Below are 16,366 nucleotides of genomic sequence, written 5' to 3'. Positions count from 1 at the left end.
TTCGAACCTGCGGCACTCGGATATTCTCTCGACGGCCGCGTGGCGGAGCGGGAATGCCTGGTTCTCAGTGAGCGCCTGCTCGCCGCGGTTAAGCGGGCTGAGGCCAGAATGGCCCCCGGCGCTAAATCCGTCCTGCGCGCACACACGCGCTGCTAAGCGGCGGCGACAATCGTTGGTCAGGCGCGATTCTGCTTCGACAACATTGTCCAATTAGCGAAATCGACGGTTGTGAAAACGTAGGCTCCCACACGCGCGACATCCTACTTCACGACAGGCGGGTCCATGGACAAGCAGCGCCTCACCTCGACCTTGCAACAACTCGCCGGCCACCTCGTCATCGAAACCCCCGAGCAGCAACGCCAATTCGAGCGGCTGACGGAGTCGCTTTCTGCATCCCCTCCCGGGGACGACAGCGTCGACGCGACCACCGACTTCTCCATCGCCCGCACGGACCTGTTTTCCGTCGACCACATTCCGCTTCACCGCCGGGAGACTCTCGACAACCTCGCCACCCGCCTCGACGACGCCACCGAGCCCCCCAGCCAACGGGTGTTCGTCCGCGAAGTTCCTCTTCTCGACCCGCTTCTCGGCGCCTCGGTCCCCGACTGGGCAACCGGCGCCAAGATCAGCGAGACCATCGGTCCTTTCGTCAACAAGGACGGCCGCCAGTTCTGGTTCGACTTCTATCCGATCGTCACCTTCACCGCGCTCTACGTCCAAGGCATCGCCAAGCCGGTGCTCCTGTTCAAGTCCGAACGCCGCATCGGCCTGATCGTCGACCGCGGCCGCTACGAACTGAGTCGCGGCAGCTTCTGGATCCTCAGCACCGTGCTGACGCCCGGCGCACCGCCGAACAGCTACGTCGGCCTCGCGATCGACGGCGGCCGCATCAGCCTCAACACCACCCCGCAAGTGCACGACGGCGTCCTCACCGTGTCGTCCGCGACGAGGGTCACCGTCGAACTCGAGCTATCCGCGGTCACCGCGTCCGAGCCGGACCATCCCACCGACTACGGTGTCGACGCCCGCACCGCTACCGTGCGTACGCCGCGCCGCTTCGTCTTCCACTTCTCCGGGGCCGGCCGGACGATCGACGAGATCACCGCCGCCGTCTGGGATCTCTACGGCCAGCACATCGACTTCACCTGGAACTCCAACGCCCAGCCCGCTTACGATGCCGGACTTAAACGCATCGTCATCCCCTACCGCGTCTCCCAATCCCGCCTCGACATCGTCGACTGCGATTCGCCGTTCCACGGTTTCGAAGGCGCCGCCGACATCCACCGCGCAGGCTGGGCGCTGCCCGTCGCGACCATCGACGTCGCCCACCCACCTGAGGCGCAGGGCAGCGGTGGCATGATGGTTCAGACCGGCGACGGCATCACCGATCGCTGGGCCAATCTACGAAGTGCGCCACTTCGGTTGGCGCAGCCCGCTTTTCTGCTGAGCCCCGGCCAGATCACCGTCTCCGACGCCACCAGCGGCGGACCTCAGCTGCGTCAGCGCTTCAACCTCTGGCGCGACGCGCTCAACGCCTATGGCACCACCGTCGACGTCACGTTCTCCGCGCCGATGACATACGCCTACGTGTCCGCCTCCCTCGGCACGGAGATCTTCACCTGCGTCGCCGACGCCGACTTCAAGCTCGACCGCCCCGTCGCGGCTGACGGCGAGCCGCCGCGCGTGCGCTCGAAGCACTCGACGCTGATGGTGTCCGCCACCGACACCCAGCGCCTGTTCTACCTCTACGACGACAACCTTCTCCAGGACTCGGGCGCCACCGACACCATGGCGATCGCGCTGACCAACGCGCTGTTCAAGGTGTCCCAAGCCAACGGCTGCCTGCTGTTCGGTATGCTGTCAGAGGACTATGCGACGGTCGAGAACGGTTTGCTGTTCCTGACATTCGGCCTGTACACCTACCTGCCGACGCTGCCCGACCCCTACGCCGCCAACCTCAGTCAGCTGCGCCGACCGACCGGTACCACTGTCCGCGCGCTCGCGTCGACGCCCCTGCAGGCGTGGCTCGTCGCCCGTGTGCGCTGGCAACCGCCGGTCGAGGAGATCAACGATGTCGGCGTCTCGTTCCACTTCGCGCCCCTGGCCAACCAGTTCGGCGGCGTTTCGTTCACCGACGACGAAGGCGAGGCTGCCGACGACACGCACCAGGAGATACCGATAAGCGGTGTCGTCGCCAATGCCTTTGCGGTACAACCGCAAACCGCCGCAGCCGCCGTCAATCCTCGGCAGATCAACCCTCCACTGCCCGACTACGTCGCCCAGTGGGACCAGAGGACCGGCCAGATCAGCCAAAGCTTGTTCTCGCTACTCGACGTCAGCACCAACGCCGATTTGATGGGCGTCAGCTTCGCGATTCTCGGTGGACGAACCACGTCGAGAGTCACGCATGTTCCTGTGGCAGCGGCGGACCCGGGTTTCCCGATTCAGGCCGACGGCATGGACGTGGTGAGCGCCGGCCGCAACGTGCGTGTCTTCACGGTGCCGCAGATCTCCTGGGAGCCACTCATCAACCTCACCAAGCCCGACCTCCCCAATGGCGGCGACCCGCCGATGGGCTTCAACTACTATCCCGACGACGGCGGGCCGACGCAGATCATCAACAACAGCGATGACACCATCGCCCTCGCGCCGCTGCCCGTCACCGACCACCTCTTGGGCGGATTCGAAGACCACTCAGAGACATTCGCCGCACTCGCATTCATGACCCTGCCATTCGGGATGAAAACCCTGGCCCTGCTGTCTCACAACTACCCCAACGTGCGGCCGCGGCAGGGCACTCGGCTCTCCAAGAACTCCGAAGACTTCGGCAACGAGCTCAAAGGTGCACTGCAGCTGCGGGTCGACGGGGGAGAGGCCGTCATTCCCGGCGAGAGCGACATGTTCGTCGGCAGCACCATGCAGCTCAACAATGTGCTCGACTATACCGGCGCGGGCGACGGCGACAGCACGCTGGGCCGGTCGGTGACGATGATCTACAACAACGAGTTCTTCGAGCCCACCAATCAGCTTGTCCGCGAGCGCGGTGTGCCGCTGGAACGCATCGACCTCAGCGGATACGGCGCCAGCGCGTTCAGCAACTGGCTGAACCCCAAGGCCGCCTTCGCCCAGACCAGCCAGGCGAAATTCGACGTGTTCGTCGGACGATGTGCCCATGAGATCATTCAGGTGAAGAGCATCATCTATCCGTGGGGCATCAAGGTGGTCCGCACCATCACCATGTTCCGGGTCGGCAGCGGTTACGTGTACCGCCACGACTCAGGCTGGAAAGCGGAGTCCAACGGCGAGTTCGACTTCCGCTACTTCGTCAACGTGCTGGACGGCGACGGCAACGTCATCAAGGAAGAGAAGCCGTCCCCGTTCGCCATTCATCCTGGCGTCGTTAAAGGGCTGTTCAACGTCGCGAACATCGTCGAAACCCCGGACATCGCGGTGGAAAAAGGGTCGATGCCCGCGCTCGGCGAGGTCGAGGGCAGTGGCATCTTCGTCGAAAAGTCCGGCCTCAGTCTGGAATACGAGCTGCAGCCCGTGTACTTCGACGCCGATATCGAGGTCGAAGAGACCGTCTCCGGTTTCACCAAGAAGAAGATCAGCGGCGTCGACCGCAACGTGGTGGCATCGAGAAAAATTCTCGGATACGTGCAGCTGGCACCCCGTGGTATCCCGATCGCGGTCGATACGCTTCGCAACCTCGTGACCGTCCAGCTCGGCTCGATCGGCGGCTCCATCGACTGCGTCGCGAGCCTGGCTGCGTCCGGTCAGAAGATTCGGCTGAACCGGTTCGATTTCAACAATTCATTCGGCGCCAACGGATCTGACGTGGAATTCGCCGTCGCCGGCCGCGGAAACGTCCTGCTGCCCAAAGACGGCGCCTGGTCCATGGTCAAACACGAACGTGGCAGCGGCAACGTCACACCCGTTCCGTCGGACCTCAGTGTCCCCGTCATCCGGGTCGGCAAGCTCGTCAAAGACGGCGACGGGCAGAAGCTCGACACACCCGCCGAGGACGCCCTGGTCCGCATTGCCGACCCCTTCGAGCTGCTGCGCGCACCCGTGGCAAGCACCGTGAACTACGGCTTCCTGCAGAGCATGGACACCCAGAAGGCACTTTTCCTCACCCCGGCGTTCCAGCACGGACTCGAGAAGATGTTCAGCAAGTCGCCGCCACTGTTCGTCGACGCCTTCCGAATCGTCAATTCCAAAGCCATCTTCCCCAACGTCGGTGATGCGCAGACCGCGATCGGTGACGCGATCTCGCTGACATCGAATGCGGGAGCCTTCGCCAAGGGCGCCCTGAAGGACGGCGGCGCGGACGTCTGGCAGTTGATGGACGTCACCTCGGCTGCCGAGAACGCCGCACAGGCCGGCTACAAATTGCTCAAACAGATTTCGACCTTCCCGCTTCCCACAGAGTTCGATCTCATCGACCTGGGCGACGGCAACTTCCGCATTTACATCCAGTACAAGCCGAAGAGCATCCCCGGAGCGCTGGACTACGACGTCGACTCCGCGGCGGCGAACATCGCCGACACGTGGAAGAGCAACATGGAGGGCATCGCGCTGGTCGTCGACCTCGCGGGCATCGATGCCCTGATGACCATCAGCGGCCGATGGGATTCGAAGAAGGGATCCGAGGCCAGCTATCCGCAGCCGAAAATGGAGTTCGCGCCGGAGCTCGAGCCCGTCATCGAGATCCTCCAGATCCTCGCCCAGCTGCACGGTGGCGACTATGCCGCCGCGGTCGCCAGCGGTCTCAAGCTCGCGATGAGCAATAAGGCCGGCTCGTGGGAGTACAAGTTCGAGGCGTCCAAGGAGATTCCCGTCCTGCGCTTCCCGCCGACCGACATCCTCTATAACGCCCCGAACTGCCCACTCAAGCTCGAGGCGGGAATGAAGATCGGTGCCTATTTCAATGCGGCGCTGCAGGTTCCGAGCAGCATCGACGCCAAACAACTTCTGCCGACGGCCGGCGGGCTCATGGGCTTCTACGGCCGCCTGTCCGTAATGTGCGTATCGCTGGAGGCCGCGACGATCTACGCCATCGGCCAGGTCAACCTCGACATCGCCGCCGACACGAAGGCCGGGCCGTCGCTGCGAATGAAGTTCGGCTTCGGCGCTCAGATCGTGGTCGGCCTTCCAGTGGTCGGCAACGTCAGCGTTCTCTACATGGTCGGCGTCGAGATATTCGCCGCGAGCAACCAATTGGACCTGACCGCGTTCCTGCGCTTCGAGGGGCACGCCGAACTGCTGGGCGGCATCGTCGGGGTCACCATCACGATCGAGGCGAAAGGCACGGTGTCGCGCAAGGCGATCGGCAGCGGCCGCACGGACCTCGCATGTGAGGTGACGTTCGGCCTCGACATCAGCATCTTCCTGGTGATTGACATCAGCTTCTCGACGTCGTGGAGCGAACAGCGACAGATCGCGTAGAGGGGGAGTGACCATGGAACCGAATCAGCGATTCTCGATACTGACCTTTCCTCAGTACTTCGACGGATCCGAGCTAAACGTCAACATCGTCGTGCTTCCGCGCGACCAGAACCCGCTGAAGGGCGCAATCAGCGCCGAAGCCGCCATCCCCGACGCACCCGCGTTCGCTGACGCCGAATTCAACTTCACCGCAGCCATTTTCGACGACGTGTCGGTCTTCCCGCACAACTACGCGCCCATCACCGGCGTCCCGCTGCCCGTCGATGAGCCCGACGATCCCCGCGCGGTTTTCCAGGCACTCGCCGCCCAGCTCCAGATCACGAACCTCGACTACACGAACAGAAACGTCGATCTCGCGTCGCTCAGCAAGGACTCCAAGCCGCCCGACCCTAAGCCGCTCGACATGACCGTCAAGAAGTACCTCCCGCGCACCTACCGCGAAGCGTTCAACTTCACCCGTCCGCGCAACGCGAACATGGTGACTGACGACAGCTACCATTGCGCGATCCGCGACGGCCAGAAGGACCCGACCTTCACGCGCGACGGCAACGCGGTCAGTTGGGGCCAGGTGTTCGCCTACCTGATGCGCCAGCCGTTCATCGCCACCAAGGCCGGAATGATCTACGAGAGCAGCTTCACCGTGCAGGCCGACCACTTCCCCGACGGCGGTTGGCTTTACGTCGATCTCTCACCCGACAGCGACTACCGCGAACAACTCGACGCCGACCATCGCTTCATCCAGCGCTACGCCGCACGAATACCGCGGCTTGTTCCCGGGGAGCCACGGCAGGTCTTCGCCGCTGTGCAATTTCCCGTGCGGTACAAGGCCACGCCGGGCGACCCCGACCTCACTCCGAAGGGCTACGACAGGCTCTTCGTCGAAGCAGCCGACTACGACGACGGCTTCGCGAAGATCGTGCACTGCCGCCAGCCCGTCAACCGCGACATGCTCGAGGAGCACGCCGACGGCAACTATCCCGTCAAGGACGTCGGGTTCAGTCTCGGGTGGGACGACGAAGAGATCACCGAACGCTACATTCGTCAGCTGCTCGATGACCCGAGCCTCGGCGGTCGCATCGACGCGCCTCTGGGCGTTCATGGGTTTGCCGTGGACGTCAGACGTGCGGGGGCCGTGCAGTGGGAGTCGCTCAACCGCGTGGTGAGCCGTGTACCGCTGACGGTGGCCAATCCGGCGACCGGCGATGCGGTGCTGCTCGGCAATTTCGACGGCGAATTGCCCTATCAGGTGTATCCGGTGCTCGTCGACGGCCGCAAGAACGGACCCTATTGGCTGCCAATGTATTTCGCGAACTGGAACGGGCACAGCATGGTGCTGCCCGACCAGGATGCGGCGGATATCTACCGCACCAACGACGGCAATGTGAAAGAAGATCCGCTGAACCCCGCAGACAACACGGGCACCGGCGCGGCCAAAGGCGGTGCCCCCAACAAACTCAACGACATCTACTGGCCGCGCCCGATCCAGACCGAACTGCGCTACGGCGGGGACTTCGAGTTCCGCGTCCGCATGATGGACCTCAGCGGGGGAGTGCCCGACCGCAGCCGCTCGCCGATCGACGAGACACTGTCCTACAAGGCGAGGAAGAGGTTCCGGCGCTATATCTCGCCCAACCAGCCCCGCATCGCTCAGACCCAAATCGGCGCCGACGACGATGTCGCCAACTCGGACTCCCCGACCGCCATCAAGGAGCTCACACTGCGTCGCCCCAAGCTCGGTTACCCCGCCGTCGTGTTCACCGGAAAATACAGCGATCCGGTCGATCGGCTGAAGAATGCGTCGGACACCGCTGCAGACCCCGACAGCGATCCCGAGCACCACGAGGGGCTCGGCATCGCCGACCCCGACGTCGACCGCATCGAGATCACCGTCGAAGTTGCCAGCGTCAAACTCGACAAGCTCGACAGCGTCTCGGGTCGTGAAGACTATGTATTCCTGTACCGGACGACGCGGCCATTTCCTGCCGTCGCCGATGACGACGGCTACGAAGCCACGCTGACCGTTCCGATCCACTACCACGACGTCCACGTCCTACGCACCGGCGAGGACATGGATCTGCAGACAGATCTCGGCCTCGACGGCGACATCGACGACCTCGACGAGATCGTTCTGCCGACCGCACGCACCGTGCGGCTGACACTGCGCGCCCTCGCCGAGGACAAGGACGAGAACAAGGATTACTACGGCGTCATCGACAACGACAATCCGTTGCTCGACAACCGCTTCGGTGAAACGGTGCAACTGCTGGCCCACAAGCCGTCCACCGACGAGACCGAGCTGCTGTTCGACCCCGCAGACGCCCCTCGAATTCAAGGTATCTACCTGCAGCCCGACCTTGTCACCGCGACCGACGGCAAGCTCACGACCATGCTGCTCGGCAGTGCCGAAACCGTCCAGCGGGACAACGTCGCGCAACTCGCCGGGCAGATCGGCATGCGGTCGGCCGGCTTGACCCTCAATGGCGCCAAAGGACAACGCGTCGTCTTCGGATGCACCAGCGCGATCCGCCACACGCTGGCACCCGACGGGTCGTCGATCACGTTCTCCTCTAAGGGCGATCTGATCAACCACTGGATCGTCGCGCTCAGCTTCGACGTCAACCGGGACTGGATGTGGGACGCGGTGGCCAACCGCAGCTTCATCGTCCGCCGGACGAAGAAGTTCACCCACGACGCCGCCGCTGCGGAGACCGACGTCATCGTCGGCGATGTCTCGGTGGTGCATACCGCGTCATTCGAGGCACTGGAGAATCCCCACCGCGATTCGTGGCGCATCGTGTTCCTCGATGCCGTCGAACCGAAGAAACCCAAACCCGCCGATGCCGACGAGCCCGGAATCCCCGACACCATCGAACTCGACTACACCGTCGAAACCCAGTTCAAGCCCGACCACGGCGACGATCACGACGACGCTGTAGCGCTCGACCTCGAACTGCCCATCACCACACCACCCACGCAGGTGCCCAAGATCGCGTCGGCCGGACTGGCGCTGTCGCCCTACTGGCGCAGTCCGGACTACTCCGAAACCCGCGTGCGCCAACGGTATCTGTGGATCGAGTTCACCGAGCCGATCAAAGATCCGCAGGACACGTACTTCGCGCGAGTCCTCGCCGTCGCCCCGGACCAGCTGCTGTCCAACAACCATCCCGAACTGCTGCGGGCACCTGAGGAGCCCGTGCTGCCGATCGATCCCGAGTACATCCGGGTCGTCCAGCCCAACCCCACCCATGATGCGGCGGGATTGGATGCTATGCAGCCGATGACCAAGAGCACGACGAGCGATCGGCACTACCTCATGCCGGTTCCGCCGGGCCTGCACGCCGAGGCCGACGAGATGTTCGGCTTCTTCACCTACGAGTTGCGCGTCGGGCACTACCGGCATCCCGACGACGGCACGATGGTGTGGTGCACTGCGCCGGGCAGGTTCGGAAGACGCCTGCGCGCGACGGGGATTCAGCATCCCGCGCCGACACTGATGTGCATGGCCAACCGGGACAGGGCGAAGGTGTGGGTGACGGCGCCGTATGCCGTCGCGGTGCATGACGGCCGCAACGTCACCGCCGATCCGCCGCGCACGGAACTGTGGGCGCTGCTGTACGCGCAGGTGAAACAGGCTGACAACAAGGACTTCCGCAACATCCTGCTCGGTGACAGGCGACTGGACTGGCGGGTCACCGTCGAGCGCGAGCCGGACGTAGACATCGTCGGCCGCTACACGGAGGTCCAGCGCGATGTCCTGACCAAGGTCGCCTCGCAATCGGTCAAGTACGCCGCTGATGGCGGCATCAGTGCGAACAAGCTCAAGCTGGTCGACTACGAGACGAAGAACAAGGACGCCACCCGCTACGGCACCGTCGTCTGGACGCAGAAGGAGGTACACGCCCTCTTGAAAAGCGTTGGCCTACAGGTCACATCGCCGCTGAGCGTCCTCGTCGTCGAGACGCTGCCGCAGATCACCAACATCTACGAGCATGTGTCGCATCTGGACGAGGCCCGCATCGCCGCTGCGGCCTCGATGGTGTCAAGGATCTACGATCCGCAGACGTTCCACCTCGGTGTAAAAGACGCGGCGCTCCGGAGCCTGGACGTCGAACGCCGTCCGAGCCCGCTCAGCGATCGTCTCGGTCATCAACGGCTGCTGCGCACATCGCCGCTGACCCCGGTCCCGCCGGCCTGTTAGCGCTTCGGGCGCCGGACCGCGACGTCGGCAGACCGCGTCGGCGATGCGTCGTCAGCCGCGACGACCTGCACGGCCAACCGTGCCCCGGTCTCGGCGTCGTGGAACGCCACCGGCCGCGGTCTTTCCTGCAGGTGCTTGTCGCCCCGTTGCGTCAGCGACATGGACACGGGTAGCAGATTTTCGCCCGCGTCGGTGAGCCCCAGATGAGAACGGCGATAAGCAGTGCGAGTCTTCCCCGTCGGGGACCAATGAGCGCCACCTCGTGTCATTGGCTCACCGACCAAGCACCGACCAGCGGGCTGCCCGACCGATAGTGGGCACGCATGGAAACTGTGGCTGAGCTGCGCAAATGATAAAGTGCCCCCGGCAGGATTCGAACCTGCGACACCGGCTTTAGGAGAGCCGTGCTCTATCCCCTGAGCTACGAGGGCTTGACGCTGGGAGCTTACCGGTACACACGTCAGCGCAGTTCAGCGATCACCTTCGAGAACACCTCCGCGTGCGGCGCCTGCACGATGATGTAGCTGATTCCGTAGTCGTCGCGGTAGCTGCGGAACCGGTCGGCCATGTCCCGCGTCGACCCGGACAGCACGCCGGGGTGGCGCAACAACTCCTCATCGCTGAGGTGCGGTAGGAACTGGCGTGGGATCTTCAGATCCGGCATTCCCGATCCGTCGATCGGCATCGCGATGACCGCGAGGTTCAACTCGAGCGCGTCGAACCGGTCGGGCGCGGCGCTGCGGACAAAGCCGATCCGTTCGGCCAGCGGATCGTCGGACTCGGTCGCCGCGCGGTCGCCTCCGGTGAGGCCGAGGATGTCGGCCTGTTTGGCGGCGATGGTCAGCACCCGATCGCCGTTGCCCGCGATCAGGATCGGCACATCCGGCAGGTGCTCGCGCATGTACTCGATGACATGCGCCATGTGGTCGACCCGCTCGCGCGCGCTGGGATACGGCAGCTCGGCCGCCTCGAACTCCTCGCGCACATACCCGGTGCCGAGCCCGAGCTCGAACCGGCCCTCGGTGAGGTCGCGGACCGCGCCGACGTCGCGCGCCAGCAGCGCGGGCTTGTAAAAGCCCGAGTTGAGGACGAACGTGCCAAGCCGCAGCGTGCTGGTGACCGCGGCCGCCGACATCAGCACCGGAAACGGCGCGGGCGCGCCGAGATGATCGGGCACGTGCAGCACGTCGTAGCCCAACTCCTCGGCCCGACGGGCGGCGTCTTGCACCTTCGCCCGCGTCCTGGCGTCGTGCAGACCCACACCGAACCGGAAGTCGTTGACCATGCCCTCGATGTAAGCAGCCGATCGTGATGTTTGGCCAGCGCCACCAGTGGGCAATCTCGGTCCGCCGACCTTGATACCCGAGGTCCACAGCAGAAGGACTTACCGCCCGATCCGGCCCGTCGTGAGATGACTCCGACGGGCCGGATCAACGTCTACACCCCCCTTTCACCATGGCCACTCATCCCACCTTCGGCGTCGAAGAAGAATTTCTCCTCGTCGACCCGGCGACCGGCGCACCCGTCGCCGTGAACGAAGCCGTGGCGGGTCACGCCGCCGATCGAGGCGTCAAGCTGCAGCTCGAGCTCAGCAGCTGCCAGGTCGAGACCACGAGCGAAGTCGTCAGCGACAGTGGTCAGCTGCTACACGAGCTCACTCGGCTACGGCGCATCGCGGGTGAAGCCGCCGAAGCCGGAGGTGCGCAACTGCTCGCCGCGGCGCTGCCCCCGACGCGACCGCATGGCTTTCCCGTCACCGACACCCCGCGATACCGCGAGATCGCGGCCAAGTTCGGCCGGATCGCCGAAGAAGGCATCTGCGGGGCCCACGTGCACGTCGCCGTGCCGAGCCGCGAGCTGGCGATCAGGGTGACCAACCGGCTCCGCCCCTGGCTGCCGTTGTTCCTTGCCCTGACCGCGAATTCGGCGGTGTACTCCGATGCCGACACCGGCTACGCGAGCTGGCGCAGCATCGTGTGGGCGCGATGGCCCAGCGCCGGGCCGCCTCCCCATTTCGACTCCATCGACGAGTACGACGCGATGGTGCGGATGCTGCAGCGAGCCGGTGCGGTGCTGGACGACGGCATGGTCTACTGGGACGTGCGACCGTCCGCCAAGTTCCCGACCGTCGAGGTGCGCGTTTCCGACGTTCCCGCGACGGTCGGTGAAACCGTGTTGCTGGCCAGCCTGATTCGGGCCAGCGTGATGACGGCGCTGGCCGACGAGCGGCGCGGTGAACCGACGCCGCCGCTGACTCCGCACGCACTGAAGGTCGCCTACTGGAAGTCGGCCCGCGACGGCCTGGACGGTCATGCGATCGATCTGCTCGAGAGCCATGCGCCGACGCCTGCACGAAAATTGTTGCAAGACATGATCGACCGGGTCAGGCCAGCGCTCGAAGATGTCGGTGACTACCAGATGGTGAGCTCCGCGTTGGCGCGACTGGACGACGAAGGCAACGGCGCGATGCGGCAGCGGCGGGCGTGGAACCGGCGGCACGAAGTAACGGATGTCGTCGCCGAGTTGGCCGCCGCGACATTGTCTTGAGCCAGAGCTCGCCGGAACCGCGCGGGGCGCGGACCGGTGCGATACCTTCCCGTGGTGCCTTCGACGTTTTTCCGTGGCGGGACCATCTGGACCGGGGTCAGCGGTGAGACCACCGACGCGCTGCTGGTGACCGACGGAGCGGTGCAAGCCGTCGGCGAAGCCGCGCATGCGCAGGCCGACGGCGCCGAGGACGTCGACCTCGACGGCGGCTTTTTGATGCCGTCATTCGGCGACGGTCACGCGCATCCGCTTCCGGGTGGTCTCGAGGCGGTGGGGCCGCAGGTCCGACCGTGCCAATCGGTCGACGAAATCGTGGCCGAGGTGAAGAGATATGCCGCCGACCACCCCGACGAGGACTGGATCATCGGCGCCTCCTACGAGAGCAGCATGGCGCCGGGCGGCCTCTTCGACGCGCGCTGGCTGGATGCCGCCGTGCCTGACCGGCCCGTCGTCCTGCGCGCCTGGGATTACCACACGGTGTGGTGCAACAGCGTTGCGTTGCAGCGGGCAGGCATCACCGCAGACACCCCCGACCCGGTGCTCGGCGAGATCCCGCGCCGGGAGGACGGCACGCCGCTGGGCACCCTCCGCGAGTGGGGGGCCGTCGACCTCGTGCACAAGATCGTGCCCGAACGCGACCCCGCGGTCCGCGTGGCCGCGCTGCAGACGGCCGCCCGCTACTACCAGGCGCGCGGCGTGACATGGGTGCAGGACGCATGGGTCGAACCCGCCGACGTCGACACCTATTTGCAGGCCGCCCGGCAGGGCGCTCTGGACATCCGGTTCAACCTCGGCCTGTACGCGGACCCGCGCTACTTCGACGCGCAACTCGAGCATTTCGTCGACGCCCGAAGCCGCGTCAAGGACGCGGCATCGCCCCTGCTGACCGCGAACACGGTCAAGTTCTTCGCCGACGGGGTGATCGAGAACGAGACCGGCGCGCTGCTGGCGCCGTATTGCGGCGGCCTGCACGACCACCAGGGCATGCAGGTGTGGGACAACCTCGCTGACGCCGCCCGCGCGGTCGACGAGCTCGGTTTCCAGATCCACATTCACGCGATCGGCGATGCGGCGGCGCGCCAGGCTCTCGACGCGATCGAATACGTCGTCGCCAGCAACGGGTCGAAGGACCGAAGGCCGGTCATCGCGCACGCGCAACTAGTCGACGACGCCGACTTGGAACGCTTTGCCGCGCTTGGCGTGATACCCAACATGCAGCCGCTGTGGGCGCAACTGGATCCGTTGATGGTGGAGCTGACGCTGCCGCGGCTCGGACCCGACCGCAGCGACAAGCAGTATCGGATGCACAGCCTCGACGAGTCGGGGGCACCGCTGGCATTCGGCTCGGACTGGCCGGTGTCCTCGGGTGCACCGTTGGACGGCATCGCGATCGCCGTGTCACGCGGCGGGTGGACACCACACGAGATCATCACCGTCGAACGCGCGCTGAGCGCCTACACCGCCGGTGTCGCGAAACAGGCTTTCGCCGAGGACCGTTGGGGCACGATCACCCCTGGCGCAAGTGCCGACCTGGTGTGGTTGGACGCCGATCCGCGCGCTGTACCTCCGGACGAACTTGCCGACGTTCGCGTGCGCGCCACATATCTGTCAGGTCGGTCGGTCTACTCGGCCGAGGATTGAAAGGATCGCCATGTCGACTCCGCCGTCGAGCCCGCCATCGACACTGCAGGGCGAAGGTCATCTGCGTCGTGTCCTCGGAGTGCCGTCCCTAGTCCTTTTCGGACTGGTGTACATCGTCCCGTTGACGGTGTTCACCACCTACGGGATCGTCGTCCAGGAAAGCGGTGGCCGACTTCCGTTCTCCTACTTGGTGACTCTGGCGGCCATGGTGTTCACCGCGAGGTCGTATGCGCGGATGGCGGCCGCATACCCGGTGGCCGGGTCGACGTACGCGTATACGCAGCGCACCTTCGGCGCACCGATCGGGTTCCTGGCCGGGTGGTCGCTTCTGCTGGACTACCTGCTGCTGCCGATGCTGAACTACCTCGTCATCGGCCTCTACCTCAACGCCGCGATCCCCGCCGTCCCGGCGTGGGTGTTCGTCTTGCTGATGATCATCATCGTCACGGTGCTCAACATCCTGGGCATCGTCTCGGTAGCGCGAGCCAATTTGTTGATCATTGCGCTGCAAACGGTGTTCATTGTGGTGTTCCTCGTGCTGGCCTTCGTGACGTTGTCACATAGCGGCACAGTCGATCTGGCCGCCCCGTTCACCGGCGACGGCAGCGCGCCAGGATTGCAACCGGTATTGGCGGGCGCGGCGATTCTGTGTCTGTCGTTCCTCGGCTTCGACGCGGTGTCCACGCTGGCCGAGGAGGCCAATGAACCGACCCGCAGCGTGCCGCGCGCAATCATGATCGCCACGGTCAGCGCCGGTCTGCTGTTCGTCGTGCTGTCGTACATCTCGCAGCTGGTGTTCCCGTCCAATCAATTCACGGACGTCGATTCCGGCTCTCTCGACGTGATGAAAACGGCGGGCGGACAATTCTTGTCGACGTTCTTCACCGCGGCCTACGTCGCCGGCGCGCTCGGATCGGCGATCACCTCACAAGCTTCGGTGGCTCGCATCCTGTACGCGATGGGCCGCGACGGCATCTTGCCGCGGCGGGTGTTCGGGCACATTCCACCGCGGTTCACCACTCCCACCTACGCGATCCTGGTGGTCTCGGTGGTTTCCCTCGCCGCGATCTGGGCGCATCTGGACGCGCTCGCATCGATTGTCAGTTTTGGTGCGCTGGTGGCGTTTTCGGCCGTCAACCTCACCGTCATCAAGCACTACTTCGTCGACGCCGGCGACCGCGGTGGCGGCGGCTTCGTCAACAACCTGGTGCTTCCGCTGATCGGCTTCGCGTTGACCGTGTGGTTGTGGACAAGCCTGTCGGGTTACGCGCTTGTGTTCGGGTTGTGCTGGTTTGCGGCGGGATTCTTGTGGCTGTTGTGGATGACGCGCGCCTTCTCGCGGCCGACGCCCGTGCTCGAACTGGAGGAGTAGCGACGCCGGGCAGTCGACCGCGTTGAGCACGGCGGCACTAAGCCGAGGTCAGTTGCCACGATCGCGCCGTCGCGATCAGGCCCTGCACCAACCTCGAGGTCGCGGGACTCAGCCCGTCGTCACCCGGCAGTCCGCTTCGCGGGCTGATGCCGCGCACCCTCGGCGTCAGCTCCAGTTGGGTGCCGCCGCCGCGGACCCGGTTCACCGGGTTGTCGGGGTGCAGGCCGCGCAGTTCGCGCGGGATCTCGGCGAGGTCGGTGACGATCCGATATCCGGGCACGTCGACGTGGCGCGCGAGGTGCTCGGCCAGTTGCCGGTTGCGGCCGCCCGCCAGTAGCTGCGTGCTGCGCCCGATGCGGCCGTAGCCGTGCAGCGACACGACCACCTCGACGTGATCGAGGAACTCGGCCAGTCGATCGGACTCCTCGGCCCGGTAGCGCGCCGACGGCAGATGATGTGGATACCCGTCGGGATGCCGCAGCGCATACAGCGACGCGCCGGCGCCGTCGGCGGCTCGCTGCGCGATGACGTCGGTCATCTGCTCCAGTCCGCCGCCGTGGATGGCGAGAAAACCGAATCGCGACCGCAGCGTGCTGTCCTCGATGACACCGGGATCGGCGAGCAGTTCCGAAAGCGACTGTGGTGCACCGGAAGTCGGCATCGCGATGCGCATGGGCCAGTTCGCGGGATCCCAGCGCCGCAGGAATTCGATCCAGCGGCGGGGCAGGCCGTGGTGCGTCGCGCCGGCGACGATGCGCTCAAGATAGCCGGGTCGGGGCGGGCCGGGATCGACGCGGTGGTCGATGTAGACCCATGCGTCGGACGGGCCGTCGTCGGTGTACACCGTCAACCGGTCGCGCCGATACCGCATCGGCACGCCTTCGGCACTGTCCAGTGTCGCCAGGTCATGATCGGTCACCTGCCACAGCACACCGTGTACCAGCGACCCGTCGAAAGGCTCGACGGTGGCCACGCCGCGCTCGTTGATCAACCAGTCGTGATCGGCGAGTCTGGCCGGCTTCGGATTGACCGCGCCAGGGCATCGTTGCGCCATTTGCCGCACGCACAGATTGGACCCGTACGCGAAATAGCTGTGGCGTGCACGCATTGAGCCGATTATCCCAGACGCGAGTTCGGCCGATCCGGTCGACTGATATTTG

8 protein-coding genes and 1 tRNA gene are annotated in these 16,366 nt (G+C 65.2%); 5 read left to right on the top strand and 4 right to left on the bottom strand.

The features are described 5' to 3' along the window. The first annotated feature begins 282 nt into the window (after positions 1–282). Both ACGFK1_RS24305 and ACGFK1_RS24300 read left to right on the top strand, forming a co-directional pair. Complete coding sequence (locus tag ACGFK1_RS24305; protein WP_393435369.1) at positions 283–5,448, top strand: hypothetical protein; 5,166 nt, start codon at positions 283–285, stop codon at positions 5,446–5,448. Positions 5,449–5,461: 13 nt separating this feature from the next. After that, positions 5,462–9,646, top strand: coding sequence for a hypothetical protein (locus ACGFK1_RS24300; RefSeq protein ID WP_393435366.1), 4,185 nt, complete (start codon positions 5,462–5,464; stop codon positions 9,644–9,646). Here the strand turns inward: ACGFK1_RS24300 and ACGFK1_RS24295 are convergent. The 3 genes from ACGFK1_RS24295 to ACGFK1_RS24285 all read right to left on the bottom strand — a co-directional run bounded on the left by ACGFK1_RS24295 (position 9,643) and on the right by ACGFK1_RS24285 (position 10,931). Continuing rightward, a complete protein-coding gene (locus tag ACGFK1_RS24295; RefSeq protein ID WP_393435363.1) occupies positions 9,643–9,813 on the bottom strand; it encodes a hypothetical protein in 171 nt (56 codons plus the stop codon). The two genes, ACGFK1_RS24300 and ACGFK1_RS24295, sit on opposite strands and share 4 nt — an antisense overlap. A 191-nt stretch (positions 9,814–10,004) precedes the next feature. Beyond that, positions 10,005–10,077: transfer RNA gene (locus ACGFK1_RS24290), tRNA-Arg, on the bottom strand. A gap of 29 nt (positions 10,078–10,106) precedes the next feature. Then, positions 10,107–10,931: an LLM class F420-dependent oxidoreductase gene (locus ACGFK1_RS24285; protein WP_393435361.1), complete on the bottom strand. Its 825-nt coding sequence runs from the start codon at positions 10,929–10,931 to the stop codon at positions 10,107–10,109. A 170-nt stretch (positions 10,932–11,101) separates the two neighbouring features. Here ACGFK1_RS24285 and ACGFK1_RS24280 point away from each other — a divergent pair, with 170 nt between their 5' ends. The 3 genes from ACGFK1_RS24280 to ACGFK1_RS24270 are packed head-to-tail and all read left to right on the top strand — an operon-like array spanning position 11,102 to position 15,206. After that, on the top strand, positions 11,102–12,193 hold the full coding sequence (locus tag ACGFK1_RS24280; RefSeq protein WP_393435358.1) for a glutamate--cysteine ligase: 1,092 nt from the start codon (positions 11,102–11,104) through the stop codon (positions 12,191–12,193). 54 nt (positions 12,194–12,247) lie between these two features. Then, positions 12,248–13,834 (top strand): amidohydrolase, encoded by a 1,587-nt coding sequence (locus tag ACGFK1_RS24275; RefSeq protein WP_393435355.1) that lies wholly within the window; start codon positions 12,248–12,250, stop codon positions 13,832–13,834. Positions 13,835–13,844: 10 nt separating this feature from the next. After that, complete coding sequence (locus ACGFK1_RS24270; RefSeq protein ID WP_393435352.1) at positions 13,845–15,206, top strand: APC family permease; 1,362 nt, start codon at positions 13,845–13,847, stop codon at positions 15,204–15,206. A 37-nt stretch (positions 15,207–15,243) separates the two neighbouring features. Here the strand turns inward: ACGFK1_RS24270 and ACGFK1_RS24265 are convergent, their stop codons facing one another. Further along, on the bottom strand, positions 15,244–16,314 hold the full coding sequence (locus ACGFK1_RS24265) for a poly-gamma-glutamate hydrolase family protein (RefSeq protein WP_393435349.1): 1,071 nt from the start codon (positions 16,312–16,314) through the stop codon (positions 15,244–15,246). Positions 16,315–16,366: the final 52 nt, after the last annotated feature.

Source organism: Mycobacterium sp. NPDC048908 (assembly GCF_043197955.1).
Taxonomy (GTDB): Bacteria; Actinomycetota; Actinomycetes; order Mycobacteriales; family Mycobacteriaceae; genus Mycobacterium.
This window is presented reverse-complemented; position numbering and strand designations above follow the sequence as displayed.